The 23,565-nt window shown below is 59.6% G+C and carries 21 protein-coding genes; 16 read left to right on the top strand and 5 right to left on the bottom strand.

Features of this window, described 5'->3' with window-relative positions; genetic code table 11:
- Window positions 1–97 precede the first annotated feature (97 nt).
- The 9 genes from F475_RS22695 (at window position 98) to F475_RS22735 (ending at window position 10,696) form a co-directional block, all read left to right on the top strand.
- Window positions 98–829, top strand: coding sequence for a response regulator (locus tag F475_RS22695; RefSeq protein ID WP_007934711.1), 732 nt, complete (start codon window positions 98–100; stop codon window positions 827–829).
- On the top strand, window positions 819–2,288 hold the full coding sequence (locus F475_RS22700) for an ATP-binding protein (protein ID WP_111454764.1): 1,470 nt from the start codon (window positions 819–821) through the stop codon (window positions 2,286–2,288). Before F475_RS22695 ends, F475_RS22700 begins: the two co-directional genes overlap by 11 nt.
- A 229-nt stretch (window positions 2,289–2,517) precedes the next feature.
- Window positions 2,518–3,777 (top strand): AGE family epimerase/isomerase, encoded by a 1,260-nt coding sequence (locus F475_RS22705; protein WP_111454765.1) that lies wholly within the window; start codon window positions 2,518–2,520, stop codon window positions 3,775–3,777.
- A gap of 117 nt (window positions 3,778–3,894) precedes the next feature.
- Window positions 3,895–5,196, top strand: a complete 1,302-nt coding sequence (locus tag F475_RS22710) for an ABC transporter substrate-binding protein (RefSeq protein WP_064616384.1) — start codon at window positions 3,895–3,897, stop codon at window positions 5,194–5,196.
- Between the two features lie 143 nt (window positions 5,197–5,339).
- Window positions 5,340–6,248, top strand: coding sequence for a carbohydrate ABC transporter permease (locus F475_RS22715; protein ID WP_018926470.1), 909 nt, complete (start codon window positions 5,340–5,342; stop codon window positions 6,246–6,248).
- Window positions 6,241–7,086: a carbohydrate ABC transporter permease gene (locus F475_RS22720; protein ID WP_019581464.1), complete on the top strand. Its 846-nt coding sequence runs from the start codon at window positions 6,241–6,243 to the stop codon at window positions 7,084–7,086. The genes F475_RS22715 and F475_RS22720 overlap by 8 nt, the downstream gene beginning before the upstream one ends.
- 2 nt (window positions 7,087–7,088) lie before the next feature.
- Window positions 7,089–8,249 carry an ABC transporter ATP-binding protein gene (locus F475_RS22725; RefSeq protein WP_018926468.1) on the top strand — a complete coding sequence of 387 codons (1,161 nt, stop codon included), beginning with the start codon at window positions 7,089–7,091 and terminating at the stop codon, window positions 8,247–8,249.
- A gap of 129 nt (window positions 8,250–8,378) precedes the next feature.
- Window positions 8,379–9,725, top strand: a complete 1,347-nt coding sequence (locus F475_RS22730) for a carbohydrate porin (RefSeq protein ID WP_018926467.1) — start codon at window positions 8,379–8,381, stop codon at window positions 9,723–9,725.
- Between the two features lie 116 nt (window positions 9,726–9,841).
- Window positions 9,842–10,696 carry a D-hexose-6-phosphate mutarotase gene (locus tag F475_RS22735; RefSeq protein ID WP_111454766.1) on the top strand — a complete coding sequence of 285 codons (855 nt, stop codon included), beginning with the start codon at window positions 9,842–9,844 and terminating at the stop codon, window positions 10,694–10,696.
- A 47-nt stretch (window positions 10,697–10,743) separates the two neighbouring features.
- Here F475_RS22735 and F475_RS22740 read toward each other — a convergent pair whose 3' ends face one another.
- Window positions 10,744–11,604: a MurR/RpiR family transcriptional regulator gene (locus tag F475_RS22740; protein WP_172901244.1), complete on the bottom strand. Its 861-nt coding sequence runs from the start codon at window positions 11,602–11,604 to the stop codon at window positions 10,744–10,746.
- A 227-nt stretch (window positions 11,605–11,831) separates the two neighbouring features.
- Here F475_RS22740 and zwf point away from each other — a divergent pair, with 227 nt between their 5' ends.
- The 4 genes from zwf to F475_RS22760 all read left to right on the top strand — a co-directional run bounded on the left by zwf (window position 11,832) and on the right by F475_RS22760 (window position 15,628).
- Complete coding sequence (zwf, locus tag F475_RS22745) at window positions 11,832–13,301, top strand: glucose-6-phosphate dehydrogenase (protein ID WP_018926464.1); 1,470 nt, start codon at window positions 11,832–11,834, stop codon at window positions 13,299–13,301.
- A complete protein-coding gene (pgl, locus tag F475_RS22750) occupies window positions 13,288–14,001 on the top strand; it encodes a 6-phosphogluconolactonase (RefSeq protein WP_111454767.1) in 714 nt (237 codons plus the stop codon). Before zwf ends, pgl begins: the two co-directional genes overlap by 14 nt.
- Window positions 14,002–14,018: 17 nt before the next feature.
- A complete protein-coding gene (locus F475_RS22755) occupies window positions 14,019–14,684 on the top strand; it encodes a bifunctional 4-hydroxy-2-oxoglutarate aldolase/2-dehydro-3-deoxy-phosphogluconate aldolase (protein WP_018926462.1) in 666 nt (221 codons plus the stop codon).
- A 218-nt stretch (window positions 14,685–14,902) separates the two neighbouring features.
- On the top strand, window positions 14,903–15,628 hold the full coding sequence (locus F475_RS22760; RefSeq protein WP_018926461.1) for an intradiol ring-cleavage dioxygenase: 726 nt from the start codon (window positions 14,903–14,905) through the stop codon (window positions 15,626–15,628).
- Between the two features lie 2 nt (window positions 15,629–15,630).
- Here F475_RS22760 and F475_RS22765 read toward each other — a convergent pair whose 3' ends face one another.
- Window positions 15,631–16,812, bottom strand: coding sequence for an aminotransferase class V-fold PLP-dependent enzyme (locus F475_RS22765; RefSeq protein ID WP_111454768.1), 1,182 nt, complete (start codon window positions 16,810–16,812; stop codon window positions 15,631–15,633).
- Window positions 16,813–16,837: 25 nt separating this feature from the next.
- A complete protein-coding gene (locus F475_RS22770; RefSeq protein ID WP_007949456.1) occupies window positions 16,838–17,074 on the bottom strand; it encodes a DUF3820 family protein in 237 nt (78 codons plus the stop codon).
- A 202-nt stretch (window positions 17,075–17,276) separates the two neighbouring features.
- Between F475_RS22770 and F475_RS22775 the strand changes: the two genes are divergently transcribed.
- Window positions 17,277–17,744 carry a PA2169 family four-helix-bundle protein gene (locus tag F475_RS22775; protein WP_111454769.1) on the top strand — a complete coding sequence of 156 codons (468 nt, stop codon included), beginning with the start codon at window positions 17,277–17,279 and terminating at the stop codon, window positions 17,742–17,744.
- Window positions 17,745–17,976: 232 nt separating this feature from the next.
- Here the strand turns inward: F475_RS22775 and F475_RS22780 are convergent, their stop codons facing one another.
- A complete protein-coding gene (locus F475_RS22780) occupies window positions 17,977–18,447 on the bottom strand; it encodes a MaoC family dehydratase (RefSeq protein ID WP_018926458.1) in 471 nt (156 codons plus the stop codon).
- Window positions 18,448–18,491: 44 nt separating this feature from the next.
- Window positions 18,492–19,436 carry an alpha/beta hydrolase gene (locus tag F475_RS22785; RefSeq protein ID WP_018926457.1) on the bottom strand — a complete coding sequence of 315 codons (945 nt, stop codon included), beginning with the start codon at window positions 19,434–19,436 and terminating at the stop codon, window positions 18,492–18,494.
- Window positions 19,437–19,669: 233 nt separating this feature from the next.
- On the opposite strand from F475_RS22785, the gene fadD2 reads away from it, so the two are divergent.
- Together fadD2 and fadD1 are read left to right on the top strand one after the other, a co-directional pair.
- Window positions 19,670–21,358: a long-chain-fatty-acid--CoA ligase FadD2 gene (fadD2, locus tag F475_RS22790; protein WP_064616391.1), complete on the top strand. Its 1,689-nt coding sequence runs from the start codon at window positions 19,670–19,672 to the stop codon at window positions 21,356–21,358.
- A gap of 356 nt (window positions 21,359–21,714) precedes the next feature.
- Complete coding sequence (gene fadD1 / locus F475_RS22795; protein ID WP_018926455.1) at window positions 21,715–23,415, top strand: long-chain-fatty-acid--CoA ligase FadD1; 1,701 nt, start codon at window positions 21,715–21,717, stop codon at window positions 23,413–23,415.
- The last annotated feature ends 150 nt before the right edge of the window (window positions 23,416–23,565 follow it).

Genomic DNA, 23,565 nt, shown 5'->3' on the forward strand with positions numbered 1-23,565 from the left:
AGCGAGGCTTGCCCGCGAAGAGGCCGGAACAGACAACATAGATCCATGATCGATCAGGCATAATCCTCCCTAACACAAACAACAAGGACGCCGCCCCGTGAGCTCAGTCAACAAGTCGATTTTGTTGGTCGATGACGATCAAGAGATACGCGAGTTGCTGGACACCTACCTGACCCGTGCCGGTTTCCAGGTCCGCACCACGCCCGATGGCGCAGGCTTTCGTCAGGCGCTGAACGAGGCGCCGAGCGATCTGGTGATCCTCGACGTGATGCTGCCGGACGAAGATGGTTTCAGCCTCTGCCGCTGGATCCGCCAGCACCCGCGCCAGGCCCACGTGCCGATCATCATGCTCACCGCCAGTTCCGATGAGGCTGACCGCGTCATCGGCCTGGAACTGGGCGCCGACGACTACCTCGGCAAGCCCTTCAGCCCCCGTGAATTGCAGGCGCGGATCAAAGCCTTGTTGCGTCGCGCGCAGTTCGGTCAGGAGCGTTCCGGCGGTGAAGTGCTGGCCTTCGACGACTGGCGGCTGGACATGGTCAGCCATCGGCTGTTCCACACCGACGGCGAGGAAGTGATTCTCTCCGGCGCCGATTTCGCCCTGCTGAAATTGTTCCTCGATCACCCCCAGGAAATCCTCGACCGCGACACCATCGGCAACGCCACCCGTGGCCGTGACCTGATGCCGCTCGATCGCATCGTCGACATGGCGGTCAGCCGTTTGCGCCAGCGTCTGCGCGACACTGAAAAGCCGCCGCGGCTGATCCGGACCGTGCGTGGCAGCGGCTACCAATTGGCAGCCAACGTGGTTGCCGGCAATGGTCACTGAGTTCCTGCGCAAGCTCGCCGGGCGCGTGCCGGTGCCGCGCTCGCTGCTCGGGCGCATGTTGCTGCTGACCCTGTTGGCGGTGCTGTTTGCCCAGACGCTGTCGAGCGTGATCTGGGTTTCGCAACTGCGTGCTACCCAACTCGAAGGCCTGGTCACCAGCGCCCGCAGCCTGGCCCATTCGATGACGGCCAGCGTCAGTTATTTCCGCTCGTTGCCTGTGGCGTTCAGGCCGCTGGTGCTCGACCAGTTGCGCAGCATGGGCGGCACCCGGTTCGTGGTGACCCTCAACGACAAACCCTTGGGCATGGAAGTGCTGCCGATCACGCCGCGCAAAGAAGCGGTGCTCAAAGCGGTGGACGAAGTGCTGCGCCAGTCGCTGGGCCAGGACGCCGATATTTCGGTGACGTTCGTCAGCCCCGAAGACCTGCGGATCTTCAATAGCGGGCTGAAACTCGATGAATTGCCACGCTCCTGGGCGCACTACGCGTTGACCCTGGAGCCAGTGAACCCACCGGTGCTGGTCACGCAAATCCAGATGGCGCCGGGGGAATGGCTGTACATCGCTTCGCTGTTGCCCGAGCCCTACACCAGTCTTGAAGAACAAGGCCTGCCGGCACAGCAAGTCTGGTTTATCGTGCTCACCAGCGGCTTCTTACTCCTGTTCATCGGCCTGCTGGTGCACTGGCAGAGCCGACCGCTCAAACGATTGGCGCGGGCGGCGCGGGACATGTCCCTGGGTGCCGACGTCGAACCGGTCGCTCAGGGCGGCGGCAGTGAAGTGGTGGAAGTCGGTCGCGCGTTCAATGCAATGCGTGAACGCATCAGCCGTTACCTGACCGAGCGCAGCCAGTTGTTCAGCGCGATTTCCCATGACTTGCGCACACCGATCACTCGGCTGCGACTGCGGGTCGAACTGCTTGAAGACGAGAAGCTGCAAGCCAAGTTCGGTCGTGATCTGGATGAGCTGGAGTTGCTGGTCAAAGGCGCGCTGCAATGCGTGAAAGACACTGACATCCACGAAAACATCGAGCCGGTGGACCTCAACCATGTGCTCGACTGCCTGGTGGAACCGTATCTGGCGCCTAACGGCAATGGCCGCGTGACTCAGCAGGGGCGGGCGCTGCTGCCGTATCCCGGCAAGCCACTGGCGCTCAAGCGCTGCATCGGCAACCTGATCGACAACGCTTTGAAGTACGGGCAGAACGCGCATCTGCACATCGATGACGACGAGAGCGCGTTCGTCCTGCATGTCGACGACGAAGGCCCGGGTGTGCCGGAGCAGCGGCTGGAGCAAGTGTTCGAGCCGCACTTCCGCCTGGCCGGGCAGCAACAGGGTTATGGCCTGGGGCTGGGGATTGCCCGCAACATCGCCCATAGCCATGGCGGCGAAGTCAGCCTGCAAAACCTGCGTGAAGGCGGGTTGCGCGTGACGTTGCAGTTGCCGCGACCAATGGATTGAAAGCGACCCTGTGGTGAGGGGGCTTGCCCCCGTTGGGGCGCGGAGCGGCCCTGAAAGAGGGACTGCTGCGCAGTCCAACGGGGGCAAGCCCCCTCGCCACAAGTAACCACTCACTTCAAAATCAGGGTGAATGTCACAGGTCGGTGACATAACGCTCCCCCTTCGTTACCTGCCCGCCACCGACCGTTGTTTAGACTGGTCCCAGTCATAACAACAAAAAAGGTATCGCATGGACACCTTCCAACCCGCCTTCAGCAGTTGGCTGAACGCGCCTGCCCATCAGCAATGGCTCGCCGCCGAAGGCCTGCGCCTGTTGGCATTTGCCAGGGCTTCAAAGCTTCCCGAAGGTTTCGGCAACCTTGATGAAAAGGGACGCCTCCCAGCCAGCGCCCAAGCCGAAACCATGAACACCGCGCGCATGACCCACAGCTTCGCCATGGCCCACATCCAGGGTTTGCCGGGGTTCGCGGAGCTGGTGGATCACGGCGTCAAAGCCCTCAGCGGGCCGCTGCGTGACGCCGAACACGGTGGCTGGTTCGCCACGCCCGAACACCGCGACGGCAATACCGGCAAAGCCGCTTACCTGCATGCCTTCGTGGCGTTGGCCGCGAGTTCTGCGGTGGTTGCCCAGCGTCCCGGTGCGCAAGCCTTGCTCGATGATGCGATCCACATCATCGACAGCCATTTCTGGAGCGAGGAGGAGGGCGCCATGCGCGAGTCCTTCAACCGCGACTTCAGTTGTGAGGAAGCCTATCGCGGCGCCAACAGCAACATGCACGCCACCGAAGCCTTTCTCGCCCTGGCCGATGTCACCGAGGACCACCGCTGGCTGATTCGCGCGCAGCGCATCGTCGAGCGTGTCATTCACGAACACGCCGCCGCCAACGATTACCTGGTGGTCGAGCATTTCGACCGCGACTGGCAGCCGCTGCGTGACTACAACCACGACAACCCGGCCGACGGTTTCCGCCCTTACGGCACCACGCCGGGTCATGGTTTCGAATGGGCGCGGTTGTTACTGCACCTTGAAGCGGCGCGGGTACAGGCCGGGATGCTCACGCCGGGCTGGCTGGCCACCGATGCGCAAAAACTCTTCGAGCATAATTGCCGTCACGGCTGGGACATCGACGGTGCGCCGGGCATTGTCTACACCCTCGACTGGGACAATCGCGCGGTGGTTCGTCATCGTTTGCACTGGACTCATTGCGAAGCCAGCGCCGCCGCCAGTGCGCTGCTAAAACGCACCGGTGATGAGCAATACGAGCGTTGGTACCGACTGTTCTGGGAATTCTGTGACAGTCATTTCATCGACCGCTGCGATGGCAGCTGGCATCACGAGCTCGATCCGCTGAACCGCCCGAGCGCCGATATCTGGGCCGGTAAACCTGACCTGTATCACGCTTGGCAAGCCGTATTGATCCCGCGCCTGCCATTGGCGCCGAGTATGGCCAGTGCGCTGGCGCAATTGTCCCAGAGCGCTCCTGTGTAACCATGTGGTGACATTCGCGCGTCCCTTCGTTACCTGCGAAGGGCTATCCCCTGTTTAAAATCCTATGCAGCGCAAGCACCAGACTTGCATGCATAACAACAAGAAAGGTACTACTAGATGAATGCGATTTCTCGCCTCGCTACTGTCATTTCTCTCGCTTCACTGCTTCCCGTTGCTGCATTCCCGCTCAGTGCCCTTGCCGCCGATTCCAAAGGTTCGGTGGAAGTCGTTCACTGGTGGACGTCTGGTGGTGAAAAAGCAGCTGTCGATGTGCTCAAGGCTCAAGTCGAAAAAGACGGCTTCACCTGGAAAGACGGTGCAGTCGCCGGCGGTGGCGGTGCCACGGCCATGACCGTACTCAAAAGCCGCGCCGTGGCCGGTAACCCGCCGGGCGTAGCACAGATCAAAGGCCCGGACATTCAGGAATGGGCGTCTACCGGTCTGCTCGATACCGACGTCTTGAAAGACGCTGCCAAAGCTGAGAAGTGGGACAGCCTGCTCGACAAGAAAGTCTCCGATACCGTGAAGTACGACGGTAACTATGTGGCCGTGCCGGTGAACATTCACCGCGTCAACTGGTTGTGGATCAATCCGGAAGTCTTCAAGAAAGCCGGCATCGAAAAAGCGCCAACCACCCTTCAGGAATTCTACGCGGCCGGTGACAAGCTCAAGGCTGCGGGCTTCATTGCGCTGGCCCACGGTGGCCAGCCTTGGCAAGACAGCACCGTGTTCGAAGCGGTGGTCCTGTCGGTCATGGGCGTCGATGGCTACAAGAAAGCCCTGGTCGATCTGGATAACGCGGCGCTGACCGGTCCTGACATGGTCAAGGCGCTGACCGAGCTGAAGAAAGTCGCGACCTACATGGACGCCGACGGCAAAGGCCAGGACTGGAACCTGGAGGCGGCCAAGGTCATCAACGGCAAGGCCGGCATGCAGATCATGGGTGACTGGGCCAAGAGCGAGTGGACAGCGGCCAAGAAAGTCGCTGGCAAGGATTACGAGTGCGTAGCCTTCCCGGGCACCGACAAGGCCTTCACCTACAACATCGACTCGCTGGCGGTGTTCAAGCAGAAAGACAAGGGCACTGCTGCAGCTCAGCAGGACATTGCCAAGATCGTGCTGGGTGAGAACTTCCAGAAAGTCTTCAGCATCAACAAGGGTTCGATCCCGGTTCGAAACGACATGCTGAGCGACATGGGCAAGTACGGTTTCGACTCCTGCGCCCAGACGGCTGCCAAAGACTTCCTGGCGGACGCCAAGACCGGTGGCTTGCAGCCGAGCATGGCGCACAACATGGCGACCACGCTGGCGGTACAGGGTGCTTTCTTTGATGTCGTGACCAACTTCATCAACGATCCGAAAGCCGATCCTGCCACTGCCGCCAAGCAACTCGGCACTGCCATTAAAGCGGCCAAGTAATGCTTGGCCTGTAGGAGCCGGCTTGCTGGCGATAGCGATGTGTCATTCAACGCAGATGTCGACTGACACACCGCCTTCGCCAGCAAGCCGGCTCCTACAGGGGACCTGGCCGAATTCTCTCTCTCTTCGTACTGGATCTTCCCATGAGTTCTGTTGCTGTGTTCAGCAAGGCCTCGCCGTTCGATGCATTGCAGCGCTGGCTCCCCAAGCTGGTGCTGGCGCCGAGCATGTTCATTGTTCTGGTGGGGTTCTATGGCTATATCCTGTGGACCTTCGTTCTGTCGTTCACCACTTCGACCTTCCTGCCGACTTACAAATGGGCGGGTCTGGCGCAGTACCAGCGGCTGTTCGACAACGATCGCTGGTGGGTAGCGAGCAAGAACCTGGCGCTTTTCGGCGGCATGTTCATCGGCATCACCCTGGTGATCGGTGTGTTGCTGGCGGTGTTTCTTGATCAGCGCATTCGTCGCGAAGGTTTCATTCGCACCATTTACCTGTACCCGATGGCGCTTTCGATGATCGTCACCGGTACTGCCTGGAAATGGCTGCTCAACCCGGGCATGGGCCTGGACAAATTGCTGCGTGACTGGGGCTGGGAAGGCTTTCGCCTGGACTGGCTGATCGATCCGGATCGCGTTGTGTACTGCCTGGTGATCGCGGCGGTATGGCAAGCCTCGGGCTTTATCATGGCGATGTTCCTCGCCGGTCTGCGTGGCGTTGATCAATCGATCATCCGTGCCGCCCAGATCGATGGCGCGAGCATGCCGCGCATTTACCTGAAAGTGGTGTTGCCGAGCCTGCGCCCGGTGTTCTTCAGCGCAGTGATGATCCTGGCCCACATCGCTATCAAGAGTTTCGACCTGGTAGCGGCAATGACCGCCGGTGGCCCGGGTTATTCCTCCGATCTGCCTGCGATGTTCATGTATTCCTTCACCTTCAGTCGCGGCCAGATGGGCATGGGCTCGGCCAGTGCGATTCTGATGCTCGGTGCGATTCTCGCGATCATCGTGCCTTACCTGTACTCCGAGCTGAGGGCCAAACGTCATGACTAGTTTCGCTGCCAAACCTGCCATCAGCCTGAGTCGCATCGCGATCTATGGCGTGCTGCTCCTTGCGGTATTGCTGTACCTGATACCGCTGGTGGTCATGCTGTTGACCAGTTTCAAGACGCCGGAAGACATCAACTCCGGCAACCTGCTGAGCTGGCCGACCGTGGTCAGCGGTATTGGCTGGATCAAGGCCTGGGGCACGGTTGACGGGTACTTCTGGAACTCGATCAAGATCACCGTTCCGGCGGTAATGATCTCCACGGCCATCGGTGCGTTGAACGGCTATGTGCTGTCGATGTGGCGCTTTCGCGGCTCGCAGTTGTTCTTCGGCCTGCTGCTGTTCGGTTGCTTCCTGCCATTCCAGACGGTCCTGCTGCCGGCCTCGTTCACCCTCGGCAAGATGGGCCTGGCCAGCACAACGACAGGCCTGGTGTTCGTGCACGTGGTCTACGGCCTAGCGTTCACCACGCTGTTTTTCCGTAACTACTACGTCAGCGTTCCCGATGCACTGGTGAAGGCAGCGCGGCTCGATGGTGCGGGGTTCTTCACCATCTTCCGCTTGATCATCCTGCCGATGTCCACCCCGATCATCATGGTCTGCCTGATCTGGCAGTTCACTCAGATCTGGAACGACTTCCTGTTCGGCGTGGTGTTCTCAAGCGGTGACTCGCAACCCATTACGGTGGCGTTGAACAACTTGGTCAACACCAGTACCGGGGCCAAGGAATACAACGTTGATATGGCGGCGGCAATGATCGCCGGGTTGCCAACCCTGCTGGTCTATGTGGTCGCAGGTAAGTATTTCGTGCGCGGGCTGACGGCCGGCGCAGTCAAGGGGTAATCATGGCTACGCTCGAACTTCGCAATGTAAACAAAACCTATGGCCCCGGCCTGCCGGACACCCTCAAGAACATCGAGCTGTCGATCAAGGACGGTGAGTTCCTGATTCTTGTAGGCCCTTCGGGTTGCGGTAAATCGACCCTGATGAATTGCATCGCCGGCCTTGAGACCATCACCGGCGGCGCGATCATGATCGGTGACCAGGACGTCAGCGGCATGAGCCCCAAAGACCGCGACATCGCCATGGTGTTCCAGTCCTACGCGCTGTACCCGACCATGAGCGTGCGCGAAAACATCGCGTTCGGTTTGAAGATCCGCAAGATGCCTGCCGCCGATATCGACGCGGAAGTCGCTCGCGTGGCCAAGCTGTTGCAAATCGAACACCTGCTCAACCGCAAGCCGGGTCAGCTCTCCGGTGGTCAGCAACAGCGCGTGGCCATGGGTCGGGCGTTGGCGCGTCGGCCGAAGATCTACCTGTTCGACGAACCGCTGTCCAACCTCGACGCCAAGCTGCGGGTCGAGATGCGCACCGAAATGAAACTGATGCACCAGCGCCTGAAAACCACCACGGTCTACGTGACCCACGACCAGATCGAAGCGATGACCCTGGGCGACAAAGTGGCGGTGATGAAGGACGGGATTATCCAGCAGTTCGGTACGCCGAAAGACATCTACAACAACCCGGCCAACCTGTTCGTGGCGAGCTTCATCGGTTCGCCGCCGATGAACTTCATCCCCCTGCGTTTGCAGCGCAAGGACGGCCGTCTGTTGGCGCTGCTCGACAGCGGTCAGGCGCGCTGCGAATTGCCGCTGGGCATGCAGGATGCCGGTCTCGAAGACCGCGAAGTGATCCTCGGCATGCGCCCGGAGCAAATCGTGCTGGCGAACGGCGAAGCCAACGGCCTGCCGACCATCCGCGCCGAAGTGCAGGTCACCGAACCGACCGGTCCCGACACCCTGGTATTCGTCAATCTCAACGACACCAAGGTCTGCTGCCGTCTGGCACCGGACGTCGCACCAGCCCCGGGCGAGACCCTGACGTTGCAATTCGATCCATCGAAAGTGCTGCTGTTCGATGCCAAGACCGGTGAGCGTCTGGGCGTTGCCGGCCTGCCAAAAACCGAAGCTCACAGCGCCAACGTGGCCCAGTTCAAAGGCCGCTGAAGATCAAATGTGGGAGCGAGCAAGCCCGCTCTCACAGGGGGGATTAGTGGCGGATGGAGACATCCGTCGCAATCGATGTAAACCGCGTTAGATAAAAACAGTTAATAACAATAAAACGAGGATGTAGGGATGAAGAAGAAGAACAACGCTCAGCTGATCTGCCAATTGTCAGCGGTTGCGGCGATGATGCTGGCCGGTAGCGTACACGCGGCTGACGCGTTCAGTGCCGATTCCCAGTGGATGACGGGGGACTGGGGTGGCGAGCGGACCAAGCTGATCGAGCAAGGTATCGACATCAAGGCCGACTATGTCGGTGAAGTGGGCGCCAACCTGCACGGCGGCTACAACGACGACAAAACGGCGCGTTACGCCGACCAGTTTGGTCTGGGCGTGGCGCTGGACCTGCAAAAACTGTGGGGCTGGGATAACACCCAGGCCAAGATCCAGCTCACCAACCGTAACGGTCAGAACATCTCCAATGACCGTGTCGGTGACCCGCGTGCCGGCACCTTGAGCTCCTCCCAGGAAGTCTACGGCCGTGGCCACATGGTCCGTCTGACCCAGCTGTGGATCAAGCACCAGTTCCTCGACGGGAAACTGGACGTCAAGGCTGGTTACTTCGGCGAAGGCGAAGACTTCAACACCTTCCCTTGCGAGTTCCAGAACCTGGCATTCTGCGGTTCCCAGGCGGGTAACTGGGCGACCGGTATCTGGTACAACTGGCCGGTCATGCAGGCAGCGGTTCGCGTGAAGTACAACATCACGCCTGAGTTCTATGCGCAGATCGGCGCGTACAACCAGAATCCATCGCAACTTGAGCACGGTAACGGTTTCAAGCTCAGCGGCAGTGGTACCAAAGGCACCGTCTTGCCGGTTGAATTGGTCTGGTCGCCGAAGGTCAACAACCTGCCGGGCGAATACCGTGTTGGTTACTACAAGAGCACGGCCGACGCCAATGACGTCCGTAAAGACGACAACGGCAATGATGCAGCGACCACCGGCAATGCCTATCGCAGCCATGACAGCAAGCACGGTTACTGGTTCGTGGCGCAGCAACAACTGACCACCCATAACGGTGATGCTTCGCGCGGTCTGAACATCGCGGCCAACGCCACCTTCCACGACAAGGACACCAACTTCGTCGACAACTACCAGTCGCTGATGTTTGTTTACAAGGGCCCGTTCGATGCGCGTCCAAAAGACGACGTCGGGATCGGTTTCTCCCGTATCCATGTCAACGATGACGTGAAGAAAAACTCCGAGTTGGTCAACGCCGCCAATGGTGTCACCGACTACAACGATCCACTGTTCGCGCCACTGCGCAGCACCGAGTACAACTACGAGATCAACTACGGTTTCCACGTTACCAACTGGCTGACGGTGCGTCCTAACTTGCAATACATCACTCACCCGGGTGGTGTGGATGAAGTTGATAACGCGCTGGTCGCCGGCCTGAAAATTCAGTCGGTGTTCTAACGCTGTTGCGATAAGCTCCTCTCTATGTGCGCATATTTGCGGACGGCCATGGCTGTCCGCTTTTTTTTGGGGGTGGCGCACCCTCGGGTGACAGATGATTTTCAGGACCGTGGCACATGCTTGAGCATCCGCTACAACGCTTCTTCAAATCCTTGCGCGAACGTCCGGTGTTTGCGTGGGAGCGCTATCAGATGCGCGACGTGCTGGTGATCGACCATCCGCTGTGTCAGGCGGTGTTCAGTCGTCAGGGCGCGCAGTTGTTGCACTTCCAGCCGAAGGGTCAGAAACCCTGGTTGTGGTGCGCGGCGAAATGGCCGCACGTGGGTGCGATTCGCGGCGGCGTGCCAGTGTGCTGGCCGTGGTATGGCCGCCACCCAAGCGAAAACGCCTGGCCGTCCCATGGTTGGGCGCGCCTGCTCGACTGGAAACTGCTCGACAGCAGCAGTGACGACGATGGCGTGCGCCTGCACTGGCAGTTACAGCTGTGCGACTGGCAAGTGGACTTGCATGCGCACCTGGGCGAACGCATGGATTTGCACATGAGCACCGAGCATCAGGACGACATGCCGTGCCAGTTGAGTCAGGCGTTGCACGCCTATTGGCGTATTGGTGACGTCGGTGAGATAGCGCTGTCTGGGCTCGAAGGAGCGCAAGGTTACGACCAGTTGAACCGCCAGGCTTGCCAACAGGAAGGCGAGTTGCGGGTCGACGGTGGGTGTCAGCGCGTGTTCCAGCATGACGGCGAACTGCAGCTCAAGGACCACGCCTGGCAGCGCGAACTGTGCATCGACACCGGTGATCATGCGGACACGGTGGTCTGGCATCCCGGCTCGCGGCCATTACTGGGCGTGAGCTGGAACGAGATTTCCGAGTTCGTCTGTGTGGAAGCGGCCAGCGGCGGCACCGACAGCCTGTGCCTGGCGCCGGGGGAGCGGGCGTATCTGAGTTTGCAGGCGCGGGTTGGGGCGTAGCTGATAGTGATCATTCCCACGCAGAGCGTGGGAATGATCGGTGTAGGTTAATTAAACTCATCCCCAATCGGATACCGACTGGCATTGAGGCTTTCCTTGATCTTGCGCAAATGCGGCTGGAAATCCACGCCTCGGCGTAAGGTCATGCCGGTGGCGAGCACATCGAGCACGGTCAGCTGAATGATCCGCGAGGTCATCGGCATGTAAATGTCGGTGTCTTCCGGCAACGGAATGTTCAGGCTCAAGGTACTGGCCTTGGCCAGCGGCGAACCTTCGGCCGTCAGCCCCAGCACCGAAGCGCCGTTTTCCCGGGCGATGCGCGCTACTTCCACCAATTCGCGGGTGCGGCCGGTGTAGGAGATGATCACGAACAACTCACCGGTGTGGGCCACCGAGGCAATCATGCGTTGCATCAGCACATCGGCATGGGCGGTCACTGCCAGGTTGAAGCGGAAGAACTTGTGCTGCGCATCCAGTGCCACCGGGGCCGAGGCGCCGAGGCCGAAGAAGTGGATCTGCCGGGCCTGGATCAACAGGTCGACGGCGCGGCTGATCAGGTTCGGGTCCAGTGCCTGGCAGGCGCTGTCCAGGGACGCGATGGCGCTGCCGAAGATCTTCTGGGTGTAAGCCTCGGGGTTGTCGTCGGCTTCCACCGCACGGCTGACATACGCCGCGCCGCTGGCCAGGCTCTGGGCCAGCTGCAGTTTCAGTTCAGGGTAGCCGCTGACACCGAATGAGCGGCAGAAACGGTTGACCGTCGGCTCACTGACCGACGCGGCCTGGGCGAGGGCGGCGATGCTGAACCGGGTCGCCTGCTGTGGGTTGAGCAGGATCACTTCGGCGACTTTGCGTTCTGCCTTGTTCAGGTCTTCGAGGCGACTCTGGATCTGTTCCAGTAAATTTCGCACGCGGTCCATATGGGGTTCCTAAATTCACCTGCGCAAACAAGCGCTCGGCTATGCAAATTGGGCCTTTGATACGGCCCATAACGGTGGCCTATCCTACTGATGGCTCCGACCGACCACCACTCGGAATCTATATTTTGCGAAAATGTTGTGGTTATTACTACATTTTCCCTTGAGTGATGCCTTGAAAAAAGGTATTTGTAGCTTAACTTGATAAAAGAACAAACATCATGCCTTCGATTACGGTTGAACCGTGCACCTTTGCCTTGTTCGGCGCTCTCGGCGATCTAGCCCTGCGCAAGCTGTTTCCTGCCCTTTATCAACTCGATGGTGCCGGCCTGCTTCATGAGGATACGCGCATTATCGCACTGGCCCGTGAACCTGGCAGCGAGCAGCAGCATCTGGCGTTCATCGCCACCGAGTTGCGTCGCTACGTGGGCGCCAAAGAGCTGGATGAAGCCGTGCTCGAGCGCTTCCTGGCCCGGTTGAGTTACCTGCATGTCGACTTCCTCAAGGCTGACGATTACGTCGCCCTGGCCGAGCAGGCCGGCAGTGCCCAGCGGGTGATTGCCTACTTCGCCACGCCGGCTGCGGTTTACGGTGCTATTTGCGAGAACCTGTCGAAGGTCGGCCTGACCGAAAACACCCGCGTAGTGCTGGAAAAACCCATCGGTTCTGACCTGGAATCCTCGCGCAAGGTCAACGACGCCGTGGCGCAGTTCTTCCCGGAGAACCGCACCTACCGTATCGACCACTACCTGGGCAAAGAGACCGTACAAAACCTGATCGCCCTGCGTTTCGCCAACAGCCTGTTCGAAACCCAGTGGAACCAGAATTACATTTCCCACGTGGAAATCACCGTGGCCGAGCAGGTCGGGATCGAAGGCCGTTGGGGTTACTTCGACAAGGCCGGCCAGCTGCGGGACATGATCCAGAATCACCTGCTGCAGTTGCTGTGCCTGATCGCCATGGACCCGCCGGCCGACTTGTCCGCCGACAGCATCCGCGACGAGAAAGTCAAAGTGCTCAAGGCACTGGCGCCGATCAGCCCGGAAGGCCTGACCACTCAAGTGGTGCGCGGCCAGTACATCGCCGGTCACAGCGAAGGCAAGTCGGTGCCGGGGTATCTGGAGGAGCCTAACTCCAACACCCAGAGCGACACCGAAACCTTCGTTGCCCTGCGTGCCGACATTCGCAACTGGCGTTGGGCCGGCGTACCGTTTTACCTGCGCACCGGCAAGCGCATGCCGCAGAAGCTGTCGCAGATCGTCATCCACTTCAAGGAACCGTCGCACTACATCTTCGCCCCCGAGCAGCGCTTGCAGATCAGCAACAAACTGATCATCCGCCTGCAACCGGACGAAGGCATTTCCTTGCGTGTGATGACCAAGGAACAAGGCCTGGACAAGGGCATGCAGTTGCGCAGCGGTCCGTTGCAGCTGAATTTTTCCGACACCTGGCGCAGCGCACGGATTCCCGATGCCTACGAGCGGTTGTTGCTGGAAGTGATGCGTGGCAATCAGAACCTGTTTGTCCGTAAAGATGAAATCGAAGCCGCGTGGAAGTGGTGTGACCAGTTGATTGCCGGGTGGAAAAAGTCCGGTGATGCGCCCAAGCCGTACGCGGCCGGGTCCTGGGGGCCGATGAGTTCCATTGCACTGATCACGCGGGACGGGAGGTCGTGGTATGGCGATATCTGAATTGAAACTGCCTCAGGGCGTCAGCGCCCATGAGTTCAAAAAACCGATGCTGCTGGCCGAAGGCCTGGCATTGGCAGTGGCCAAACAACTGAGCGACGCGATTGCCGCACAAGGCACAGCGACGCTGGTGGTGTCCGGTGGGCGCAGCCCGGTGGCATTTTTCCAGCACCTGGCCAAGCAGGCGCTGGACTGGTCGAAGGTGGTGGTCAGCCTGGCTGACGAGCGCTGGGTGCCGGTGGAGCATGCCGACAGTAATGCCGGTCTGCTCAAGCGTTACCTGTTGCAAGGTCCGGCGGCCAAGGCCCAGTTCCTGAGCCTCTACAGTGCCACCGCCAACCTGGAGCAGGCCGCCGAGCAGGCTGATCGCTTGCTCGCCGAATTGCCGGCGATCGATGTGCTGGTGCTGGGCATGGGCGACGACGGTCACACCGCATCACTGTTCCCCAACAGCCCGAACCTGGCCGACGCCTTGAAAGTCGACGGCACTCGTCGTTGCTGGCCGATGCTGGCGCCGACCGTGCCGCGTCAGCGCCTGACCATGAGTCGCGCGCTGCTGGCTTCGGCCAGGCACATCGTTCTATCGATTTCCGGTCAGTCCAAGTTGACCACCCTGAGCGCCGCACTGGCCGGTGACGATGTCGCCGCCATGCCGATTCGGGCGTTTCTGCAACCTACGTTAGAGATTTACTGGTGCCCATGAACCAAGGATCAGCCGCTATGACAAACACATCCCCGACCGTTTCCATGGCGGACAAAGTTGCCCTGATCGACAGCCTCTGCGCCAAGGCGCGGATCCTGCCGGTGATCACCATCGCTCGCGAACAGGACGTGCTGCCGTTGGCCGACGCCCTGGCCGCCGGTGGCCTCACGGCGCTGGAAGTGACCCTGCGTTCGCAGTTCGGCCTCAAGGCCATCCAGATCCTGCGCGAAAAGCGTCCGGAACTGGTGACCGGTGCCGGTACGGTGCTTGATCGCAGCATGCTGGCCGCTGCCGAAGCCGCCGGTTCACAATTCATCGTGACGCCGGGCATCACCCGTGACCTGCTCGAAGCCAGTGTCGCCAGCCCGATTCCGCTGTTGCCGGGCATCAGCAACGCCTCCGGCATCATGGAAGGCTATTGCCTGGGTTATCGCCGCTTCAAGCTGTTCCCGGCGGAAGTCAGCGGCGGCGTCGCGGCCATCAAGGCCCTGGGCGGCCCGTTCGGCGAAGTTAAATTCTGCCCGACCGGCGGCGTCAGCCCGGCCAACATCAAGAGCTACATGGCGTTGAAAAACGTGATGTGCGTGGGCGGTAGCTGGATGCTTGACCCCGAGTGGATCAAGAACGGCGACTGGGCCCGCATCCAGGAGTGCACCGCCGAGGCGTTGGCGCTGCTGGACTGATCTGATTTACCGGATATACCGGATTTACCAAACACTTCGTTGTGTGTTCTACGGCTTTACGGTGCGCTTGGTCGGTGCACCGTTTTTTTTTGCCTGGTGAAAATCCCCATGACTGTCGAAATGCTCTTTTTAGGATCGACATCACGCGATACATAGTTACCGCATCTCGCCGCACGTCCAGCGTTAATCTGCGTTCATCTTATGGAAGAGAGAACGTCATGGACGACAACACCTCGGCTGCATCCCCACTACCGGTTTATCAACTGTCACCCGAGCAGATCGCCGGTCCGTATTTTCGAAATCCAAAACTGATCAGGCGAAACGTCAGCGAAGGCATGGACGGCATTCCCTTGGTGCTGCGGCTCACGATCGTCGATGCCATGACCGGTCAACCGGTTACCGGGGCATTGGTCGATATCTGGCATTGCAATGCGCGCGGGGCGTATTCGGGCTGGAGCAAGGTCAACCCGGACAAGGAAGTCGATGTGGATGATATCGGGTCGATCCCGCGCACCGACGATGACACCTACCTGCGTGGTGGGCAATTCACCGACAAAATGGGCATCGTGCGGTTTACCACTATTTATCCGGGGTTCTATGCCGGCCGCGCTTTGCATATTCACGTCGCGGTACGCATCACAGCCGGTAATAACTATCTGGAAGAGCGGCACGTCGCCTGGGTCGGCCAGCTTTACTTTCCCGAGGTCGCATCAAGGTCGGTGCTCAATGCCCGTGAGTACAGCGGTCGAGCCGTCTCACCGCTGACCAATGCGCAGGATATGTTTTATCAGCGCATGGGCGGCGAGGCCTCGACCCTGAATATTCACACCATCGGTCGAGACTCGAATGAGGACGGCTTTTTCGGGCACATGACCATCGGTGTCGACACGTTTGCGGCGTCATCGCAAATCAAGCCCGAGGACTTTGATAAATACACTGTGTGACGTCAGCGCAATTCGTTCAACGCCCGGGCCAGTACATCCATGTCCGCTGCCATGGTCGTGAGCCCCGGTGTGATGCGGATGCACGGGCCACACGCCGCGCCGCTGCGCGCCACGGTAAACAGGTTGTAGTCGTTGAGCAGGCGCTCGACCATCGCCTGTTGGTCGGCATGCCGGGTAAAGCGCATCGAGGTGATGCCGCAATACAGGCGCGGGTCATCCGGGGTCAGGACTTCGATCCCCGGTAACTCCCGAACGGCATCGACCCAGCGGTTGCGCAGGTAATTGAGCCGAGCGCCCTTGGCGACGGAACCGCCCATGGCCTGATGCTCTTCGAACACCAGCGGCAGGGTCAGCAGGGCCGGGATGTTCGGGGTGCTGTATGGCGTGCGGGCGCGAATGTCGGTGGCCGGGAAATGCATCTCGCCCATATCGGGATCAATGTCGACCAGGCGCTCGGGCGCGATGTAAATGAAGCCGAGAGTCAGCGGCGCACCGATCCATTTGTGCAGGTTGTAGCCGGCGAAGGCGATGCCCAGTTCATCGAGGTTGAACTCGATCTGGCCCAGAGCATGGGCGCCGTCAAGGATCACATCGATGCCATGCTCCTTGGCGGCAGCGGCGATCGCCTGCACCGGCATTACCAGACCGGTGCGATGGGTGACGTGGGTCAGGGCCATCAACTTCAGTCGCGGATAACGTGTGAAAGCTTCGCGGTACGTGGCCAGCAAGCTGTCGAAACTGGCGGGGCGACGGTGCTCGATCTCGATCACTTCCACGCCTCGATAGCGGGCCAGCCAACGCATTGCGCTCTTGACCGTGTCGTACTCCAGATCGCACAGCAGGACCTGATCGCCCGGTTCCAGGCGATTGTAGTTGCGGATCAGCGACTGCAAGCCGTCCGAGGCGTTGCGGGTGAAGGCGACGGCTTCGGCCGGGGCGCCGATCAGTTTGGCCAGCTGCGCGCGAATCTTGACGCTTTCGCCCTGTTCGAAGCGCTGGCGCACATGCACCGAGTTGCCGCGGTTGATGAGCTCGATGTTGCGTTGATACTCCTCGACCACGGTGCGTGACATGCGCCCGAAGTAACCGTTCTCCAGGTTCAGGGGGCCGGGTTCGACAGCGTAGCGGTCGGCAAAGGTCTGCCAAAAGGCTTCATCACGGGCACGGCGGGTGTTATCGGGCATGGGCGACTCGGTGCGATAGGGCGGTTCAGTGACGGGGGGCAGGTTTGCCGTGCTTGGCGCGCAGCGGTTCGAGCAGTTCCGACAGGCCGTTGTGGTCGATTTCCTGCATCAAGGCCAGCAACCCGCCCAGTTCCCCGTGAGGGAAACCTTCGCGAGCGAACCAGTTCAGGTACTGACCGGGCAGGTCGGCGATGATACGGCCCTTGTATTTGCCGAAGGGCATCTCGCGGGTAATCAGCAGTTCGAGCTTTTCGGGATTCATCATCAGTCGTCTTGATTTAGAACAGTCTGGAAAATACAGGCATTCTGCATGCAGGCCAATTGACAGATCATGCAAAAAAAGCGGATACAGATTTCGACTAAAGATTAAATCATTGAAATATAAGTAAAAAATTTCAATTCGAAGCTGGCATGCAGGGTGCAACGATTGATTGCATCTTTCATCAACCGCAAGGAATTGAAAAATGACCGACATTAATAAAGAAGCGATCTCTGTACTCAACGACCTGATTGAAACCTGTAAAGACGGTCAGGAAGGGTTCAAGACTTGCGCTGAAGACATCAAGAATCCCGAACTCAAAAACCTGTTCATTCAGCGCTCCGACGACTGCGCCTCTGCCGCTGCCGAACTGCAGGCCACTGTGCGTTCCCTGGGCGGTGATCCGGAAACCTCCACCAGTGTCAGCGGCGATCTGCACCGTCGTTGGGTGGATGTGAAGTCGATGTTCACCGGCAAGGATGAAGAGGCGGTGCTGAACGAAGCCGAACGCGGTGAAGACCATGCGAAGAAGGCTTACAAGGACGCATTGGATAAAATCAACAAGTACAACCTGGTGGGCATTCGTGACATCGTTGAACGCCAGTATCACGGCGTGCAACGCAACCACGATCAGGTCAAAGCCCTGCGCAACCAGGCTCGCGCACGCTCGTAAGCGTTCGTTACCCATCAAAAACGCCAGCCAGTCTGGCGTTTTTTTGTACCCAGCCTATGGGGCTCCTATGTGGCGAAGGGGCTTGCCCCCGTTGGGGTGCGCAGCGCCCCTGAAACAGGCGCCGCATTCGACCTGATTAAACGCGGTAGCAGGTTTTACGACTGCTTCGCAGTCGAACGGGGGCAAGCCCCCTCACCACAGGGAAGGCCTCTCATCACAAGGAAGTGATGAATCAGCCGATGCTGATCGCCGGCAACGTCGGCAATGTCACGGTCTGCTGTTTACGCGGCGCCAGAATCTCCGCCTCGCCATCCACTACCAGTTCATCACGCTGATTGAACACTCGGGTGGCGATCCGCACACGAAACTTCGGCATTTTCTCGAGAATTTCCAGGCGCACCGTCAGCGTGTCGCCAATCTTCACCGGCTTCTGAAAGCTCATCGTCTGACCGATATAAATAGTCCCCGGCCCAGGCAGCTCGCAAGCCACCGCCGCACTGATCAACGCGCCGCTGAACATGCCGTGGGCGATACGTTCCTTGAACATGGAGGCAGCGGCGAATTCGGCGTCCAGGTGCACCGGGTTGTGGTCGCCGGACATCGCGGCGAACAACTGAATGTCGCGTTCTTCGACGGTTTTGCTGTAGCTGGCGGTCTGGCCGACTTCGAGGGCTTCGTAAGGGGTGTTGGTAACCTGGGTCATCTGTCTCGATTCCTGTGACGAATTAAATGAATCCACAAAAAAAACTATTCGGCTCTGGGTGGCCGGCGGTTGCTCAAGGCCTGGGCGATCCAGTTCAGCACGTCGGCAGTCACTTCATCGCGATTGCTCTCATTGAACAGTTCGTGCCGGGCCTGCGGGTAAATATTCAAGTGCAGGCTCTGGCAGCCAGCGTCGCGCAGGGCGTGGGCCAGATCTTTCAGACGTTTGCCTTCGCTCACCGGATCACATTCGCCGCCAATTACCAGCAGCGGCAGGCCCGGATCGATCTGGGCGAGATTGGACGCTTTGCTGATTTGCTGCAAGCCGCCGAGCAAATCGATCCATAGCTGATTGGTGCAGCGAAAGCCGCAGAGCGGGTCGTTGGCGTACTTGTCGACCTCGGCCGGGTCGCGGCTCAGCCAGTCAAACGAGGTGCGAGCTGGCTTGAACTTCTTGTTGAACGAGCCGAACGACAGCCATTCGATCAATGCACTGCGACCCTTGGGGCCCTGGCGCAGGCGTTCGAGACGAGCAATTTGCCGCGCTGCGCGATAGAGCGCCACGGGCTGGAAGTTCGAGCCGCTGAGAATCGCCCCGTGCAGGCTGGCGCTGTGGTGCAGCAAGTAAGCCTGGGCGATGTAGCTGCCCATGCTGTGGCCCAACAGCACGATTGGCACGCCGGGATGCTGTTGGCCGATATGTTGGTTGAGGCAGGCGAGGTCACCGACCACTTTGCCCCAGCCATCGCTGTCGGCGAAGTGGCCCAGGGTGCCGTTTTCAGCGGTTTTGCCATGTCCACGCAGGTCCGGTGCGTAAACACCGTAGCCCTGTTCGCAGAGCTTTTCTGCCAGGCGAGCGTAGCGACCGCTGTGTTCCGCCATGCCATGGGCCAGCAGGATCACGGCTTTGAGCGGTGCAGTCGGCAGCCACTGGTTGACGAAGAGGCGGCTGCGGTCGCTCGCGGTCAGCCAGAAAGTGTCATGGATCATGGCGATTCCTTTGCATGGGACTGCATGCGGCATGGGCGTCGTTGCATTGTATAGCGCATCCCGCGCGCGCCGTCTGATCAGGCAGCGCCGGGGCAGCAAGATTCACGGGATCAATGAGGACTGTGCGCATATTTGCCTGATTCACCATAGCTGCTAGTGTCCGGGAAGCACCGCTTTTCAGAAGTGATAGAAAAAGCGGCCCCGGATAGATTCAGGTAATGAGGACAAGAACAATGCAACCTGATTTCTGGAATGACAAACGCCCGGCCGGCGTGCCCCTGGATATCGACCTTGGGGCCTATAAGTCGGTGATCGAGGTGTTCGAGCGTTCCTGCAAGAAATTTGCTGACCGCCCGGCATTCAGCAACATGGGCGTGACCCTGACCTACGCTGAACTGGAACGTTACAGCGCTGCGTTCGCCGGTTACCTGCAAGCCCACACCGACCTGGTGCCGGGGGATCGCATCGCGGTGCAGATGCCCAACGTCCTGCATTACCCGATTGCCGTGTTTGGCGCCCTGCGTGCCGGGCTGATCGTGGTCAACACCAACCCGCTGTACACCGCGCGGGAGATGCGTCATCAGTTCAAGGACTCCGGTGCCCGGGCTCTGGTGTACCTGAACGTGTTTGGACAGAAGGTCCAGGAAGTGTTGCCCGACACTGACATCCAATACCTGATCGAAGCGAAGATGGGCGACCTGATGCCCACCGCCAAGGGCTGGCTGATCAATACCGTGGTCGCCAAGGTCAAGAAAATGGTCCCGGACTATTCACTGCCCCGGGCCATCTCCTTCAAGAGCGCGCTACGTCTGGGCCGGGGCCTGGGCATCAAACCGCTGAACGTCGGTCTCGACGACATCGCCGTGTTGCAATACACCGGCGGCACCACCGGGCTGGCCAAGGGTGCGATGCTGACCCACGGCAACCTGGTGGCGAACATGCAGCAGGCGCGGGCATGCCTCAGTCAGTTGGGTGCCGACGGTCAGCCGCTGCTGCGCGAAGGCCAGGAAGTGATGATTGCGCCGCTGCCGCTGTACCACATCTATGCCTTCACGGCGAACTGCATGTGCATGATGGTGACCGGCAACCACAACGTGCTGATCACCAATCCACGGGACATCAAGGGCTTCATCAAGGAGCTGAAGAACTGGCGGTTCTCGGCGCTGCTTGGGCTCAACACGCTGTTCGTCGCGCTGATGGACCATCCCGACTTCAAGACCCTGGATTGCTCCAGTCTCAAACTCACCAACTCCGGCGGCACGGCGCTGGTCAAGGCCACCGCCGAGCGCTGGGAACAGCTCACCGGTTGCCGGATCACCGAAGGTTACGGCCTGACCGAAACCTCGCCGGTGGCCTGCACCAACCCTTACGGCGACAAATCGCGCATCGGCACGGTCGGCCTGCCGGTGCCGGGCACGACCCTGAAAGTGATCAACGACGAAGGCGTCGAGCAGCCGCTGGGCGAACGTGGCGAACTGTGCATCAAGGGCCCGCAGATCATGAAGGGCTACTGGCAGAAACCCGAAGCCACCGCCGAAGTGCTGGATGCCGACGGCTGGTTCAAGTCGGGCGACATCGGGGTGATCGACCCGGATGGTTTCGTGCGTATTGTCGATCGTAAGAAAGACATGATCATCGTCTCGGGCTTCAACGTGTACCCGAACGAGATCGAAGACGTGGTGATGGCCCACCCGAAAGTCGCCAACTGTGCGGTGATCGGCGTGCCGGACGAGCGTTCGGGGGAGGCGGTGAAACTGTTTGTGGTGGCCCGTGAGTCGGGGGTCAGCCTTGAAGAGCTGAAGGCTTACTGCAAGGAAAACTTCACGGCGTACAAAGTGCCCAAGCACATCGTGTTGCGTGAGTCGTTGCCGATGACGCCGGTGGGCAAGATTTTGCGGCGGGAGTTGCGGGATATCGCATAAACGGTCGTAGACCGAGGTGATGCCAAAAGATCGCAGCCTTCGGCAGCTCCTGAGGGGATCGCATTCCTCTGTAGGCGCTGCCGAAGGCTGCGATCTTTTGCGTTGAAAGCCGCGAATTCAGCGGCTTTCAGGGAGGTATAGGATTTTTGCTCTAAAATGACTGCTTGGCATTCTTGAGTCACAAAAGTGACTGTAGAGGCCTATTTAGGCTCTAGTCGGCCCTTGGCAAAGCTGCTACTCTCGGCGCGCTTTGTGACTTCTCGGCCTATGTAAAGCCAGATTCACCAATAGACAAACACCAATAATAATCGCATCAAATGCGGTGTTGAATTCGCGTTGCTGAGGAGTGGGCTTCCATGATCGAAGACTTTTGGAAGGATAAGTACCCAGCTGGAATTGCTGCCGAGATCAATCCAGACGAGTACCCGAATATTCAGGCAGTGTTGAAGCAATCCTGCCAACGCTTCGCTGACAAACCGGCATTCAGCAACCTGGGCAAGACAATCACCTACGGTGAGCTGTACGAATTGTCCGGTGCCTTTGCCGCTTACCTGCAACAGCATACCGATTTGCAGCCGGGCGATCGAATTGCCGTGCAATTGCCCAACGTGTTGCAGTACCCGGTCGCCGTCTTCGGTGCCATTCGCGCCGGGCTGATCGTGGTCAACACCAACCCGCTGTACACCGCGCGGGAAATGGAACACCAATTCAACGACTCCGGTGCCAAAGCCCTGGTCTGCCTGGCCAACATGGCGCATCTGGCACAGACCGTGGTGCCGAAAACCGGCGTCAAGCACGTGATCGTCACTGAAGTGGCCGACCTGCTGCCGCCGCTCAAGCGTCTGCTGATCAACAGCGTCATCAAGTACGTGAAGAAGATGGTCCCGGCGTATCACTTGCCCAAGGCCATCAAATTCAACGACGTGTTGAGCAAAGGCCATGGCCAGCCAGTGGTTGAAGCCAACCCGGCCAGCAGCGACGTGGCGGTGCTGCAATACACCGGCGGCACCACCGGCGTGGCCAAGGGCGCGATGCTGACCCACCGCAACCTGGTGGCCAACATGCTGCAGTGCAAGGCGCTGATGGGCTCCAACCTCAACGAAGGTTGCGAGATCCTGATCACGCCGCTGCCGCTGTACCACATCTATGCCTTCACCTTTCATTGCATGGCGATGATGCTGATCGGCAACCACAACATCCTGATCAGTAACCCGCGCGACTTGCCGGCGATGGTCAAGGAACTGTCGAAGTGGAAGTTCAGCGGTTTCGTCGGCTTGAACACGTTGTTCGTCGCGTTGTGCAACAACGAAGCGTTCCGCAAGCTGGATTTCTCGAACCTGAAAATCACCTTGTCCGGCGGCATGGCCTTGCAACTGGCTGCGGCTGAACGCTGGAAAGCGGTCACCGGCTGCCCGATCTGCGAAGGTTACGGCATGACCGAAACCAGCCCGGTGGCTACGGTGAACCCGAGCCAGAACATCCAGATCGGCACCATCGGTATTCCGGTGCCGTCGACCCGGTGCAAAGTCATCGACGATGCCGGCGTTGAGCAGCCGTTGGGCGGCATCGGTGAACTGTGTGTGAAAGGTCCGCAAGTCATGAAGGGCTACTGGCAGCGTCAGGAAGCCACCGATGAAATACTCGACAGCGAAGGCTGGTTGAAGACCGGTGATATCGCACTGATTCAGCCCGATGGCTACATGCGCATTGTCGATCGCAAGAAAGACATGATCCTGGTCTCCGGTTTCAACGTGTACCCCAACGAACTGGAAGATGTGCTGGCGACCCTGCCGGGCGTGCTGCAATGCGCGGCCATCGGCGTGCCGGACGAGAAGTCGGGGGAGGCGATCAAGATCTTCATCGTTGCCAAACCGGGCGTGACCCTGACCAAGGAACAGGTGATGGAGCACATGCGCGCCAACGTCACCGGCTACAAGGTGCCCAAAGCCGTGGAGTTCCGCGACGCGCTGCCAACCACCAACGTCGGCAAGATCCTGCGCCGCGAGTTGCGCGACGAAGAGCTGAAAAAGCTGGGCGTGAAGAAAGTCAGCGCCTGATCAAACAAAAAGCCCCGCAGATGCGGGGCTTTTTGTTTAAAGCGGTATCAAAAGCGCTTTTGTGGCGAGGGAGCTTGCTCCCGCTCGGCTGCGCAGCAGTCGCAAAAGCAGCCAGCGGCCTGATCAGGTGAATCGAGGTACCTGATTTAG

The organism is Pseudomonas sp. URMO17WK12:I6, assembly GCF_003253625.1.
In the GTDB taxonomy this organism is placed as follows: domain Bacteria; phylum Pseudomonadota; class Gammaproteobacteria; order Pseudomonadales; family Pseudomonadaceae; genus Aquipseudomonas.

Excerpts from the sequence above, each read along its gene's own strand:
- pgl (WP_111454767.1), top strand. The coding sequence starts at position 13,288 with ATGGCGATATCTGAATTGAAACTGCCTCAGGGCGTCAGCGCCCATGAG.
- F475_RS22755 (WP_018926462.1), top strand. The coding sequence starts at position 14,019 with ATGACAAACACATCCCCGACCGTTTCCATGGCGGACAAAGTTGCCCTG.
- F475_RS22780 (WP_018926458.1), bottom strand. The coding sequence starts at position 18,447 with ATGACCCAGGTTACCAACACCCCTTACGAAGCCCTCGAAGTCGGCCAG.
- F475_RS22725 (WP_018926468.1), top strand. The coding sequence starts at position 7,089 with ATGGCTACGCTCGAACTTCGCAATGTAAACAAAACCTATGGCCCCGGC.
- F475_RS22770 (WP_007949456.1), bottom strand. The coding sequence starts at position 17,074 with ATGAATCCCGAAAAGCTCGAACTGCTGATTACCCGCGAGATGCCCTTC.
- fadD2 (WP_064616391.1), top strand. The coding sequence starts at position 19,670 with ATGCAACCTGATTTCTGGAATGACAAACGCCCGGCCGGCGTGCCCCTG.
- F475_RS22700 (WP_111454764.1), top strand. The coding sequence starts at position 819 with ATGGTCACTGAGTTCCTGCGCAAGCTCGCCGGGCGCGTGCCGGTGCCG.
- F475_RS22715 (WP_018926470.1), top strand. The coding sequence starts at position 5,340 with ATGAGTTCTGTTGCTGTGTTCAGCAAGGCCTCGCCGTTCGATGCATTG.
- F475_RS22760 (WP_018926461.1), top strand. The coding sequence starts at position 14,903 with ATGGACGACAACACCTCGGCTGCATCCCCACTACCGGTTTATCAACTG.
- F475_RS22775 (WP_111454769.1), top strand. The coding sequence starts at position 17,277 with ATGACCGACATTAATAAAGAAGCGATCTCTGTACTCAACGACCTGATT.
- fadD1 (WP_018926455.1), top strand. The coding sequence starts at position 21,715 with ATGATCGAAGACTTTTGGAAGGATAAGTACCCAGCTGGAATTGCTGCC.
- zwf (WP_018926464.1), top strand. The coding sequence starts at position 11,832 with ATGCCTTCGATTACGGTTGAACCGTGCACCTTTGCCTTGTTCGGCGCT.
- F475_RS22705 (WP_111454765.1), top strand. The coding sequence starts at position 2,518 with ATGGACACCTTCCAACCCGCCTTCAGCAGTTGGCTGAACGCGCCTGCC.
- F475_RS22765 (WP_111454768.1), bottom strand. The coding sequence starts at position 16,812 with ATGCCCGATAACACCCGCCGTGCCCGTGATGAAGCCTTTTGGCAGACC.
- F475_RS22735 (WP_111454766.1), top strand. The coding sequence starts at position 9,842 with ATGCTTGAGCATCCGCTACAACGCTTCTTCAAATCCTTGCGCGAACGT.
- F475_RS22785 (WP_018926457.1), bottom strand. The coding sequence starts at position 19,436 with ATGATCCATGACACTTTCTGGCTGACCGCGAGCGACCGCAGCCGCCTC.
- F475_RS22730 (WP_018926467.1), top strand. The coding sequence starts at position 8,379 with ATGAAGAAGAAGAACAACGCTCAGCTGATCTGCCAATTGTCAGCGGTT.
- F475_RS22720 (WP_019581464.1), top strand. The coding sequence starts at position 6,241 with ATGACTAGTTTCGCTGCCAAACCTGCCATCAGCCTGAGTCGCATCGCG.
- F475_RS22710 (WP_064616384.1), top strand. The coding sequence starts at position 3,895 with ATGAATGCGATTTCTCGCCTCGCTACTGTCATTTCTCTCGCTTCACTG.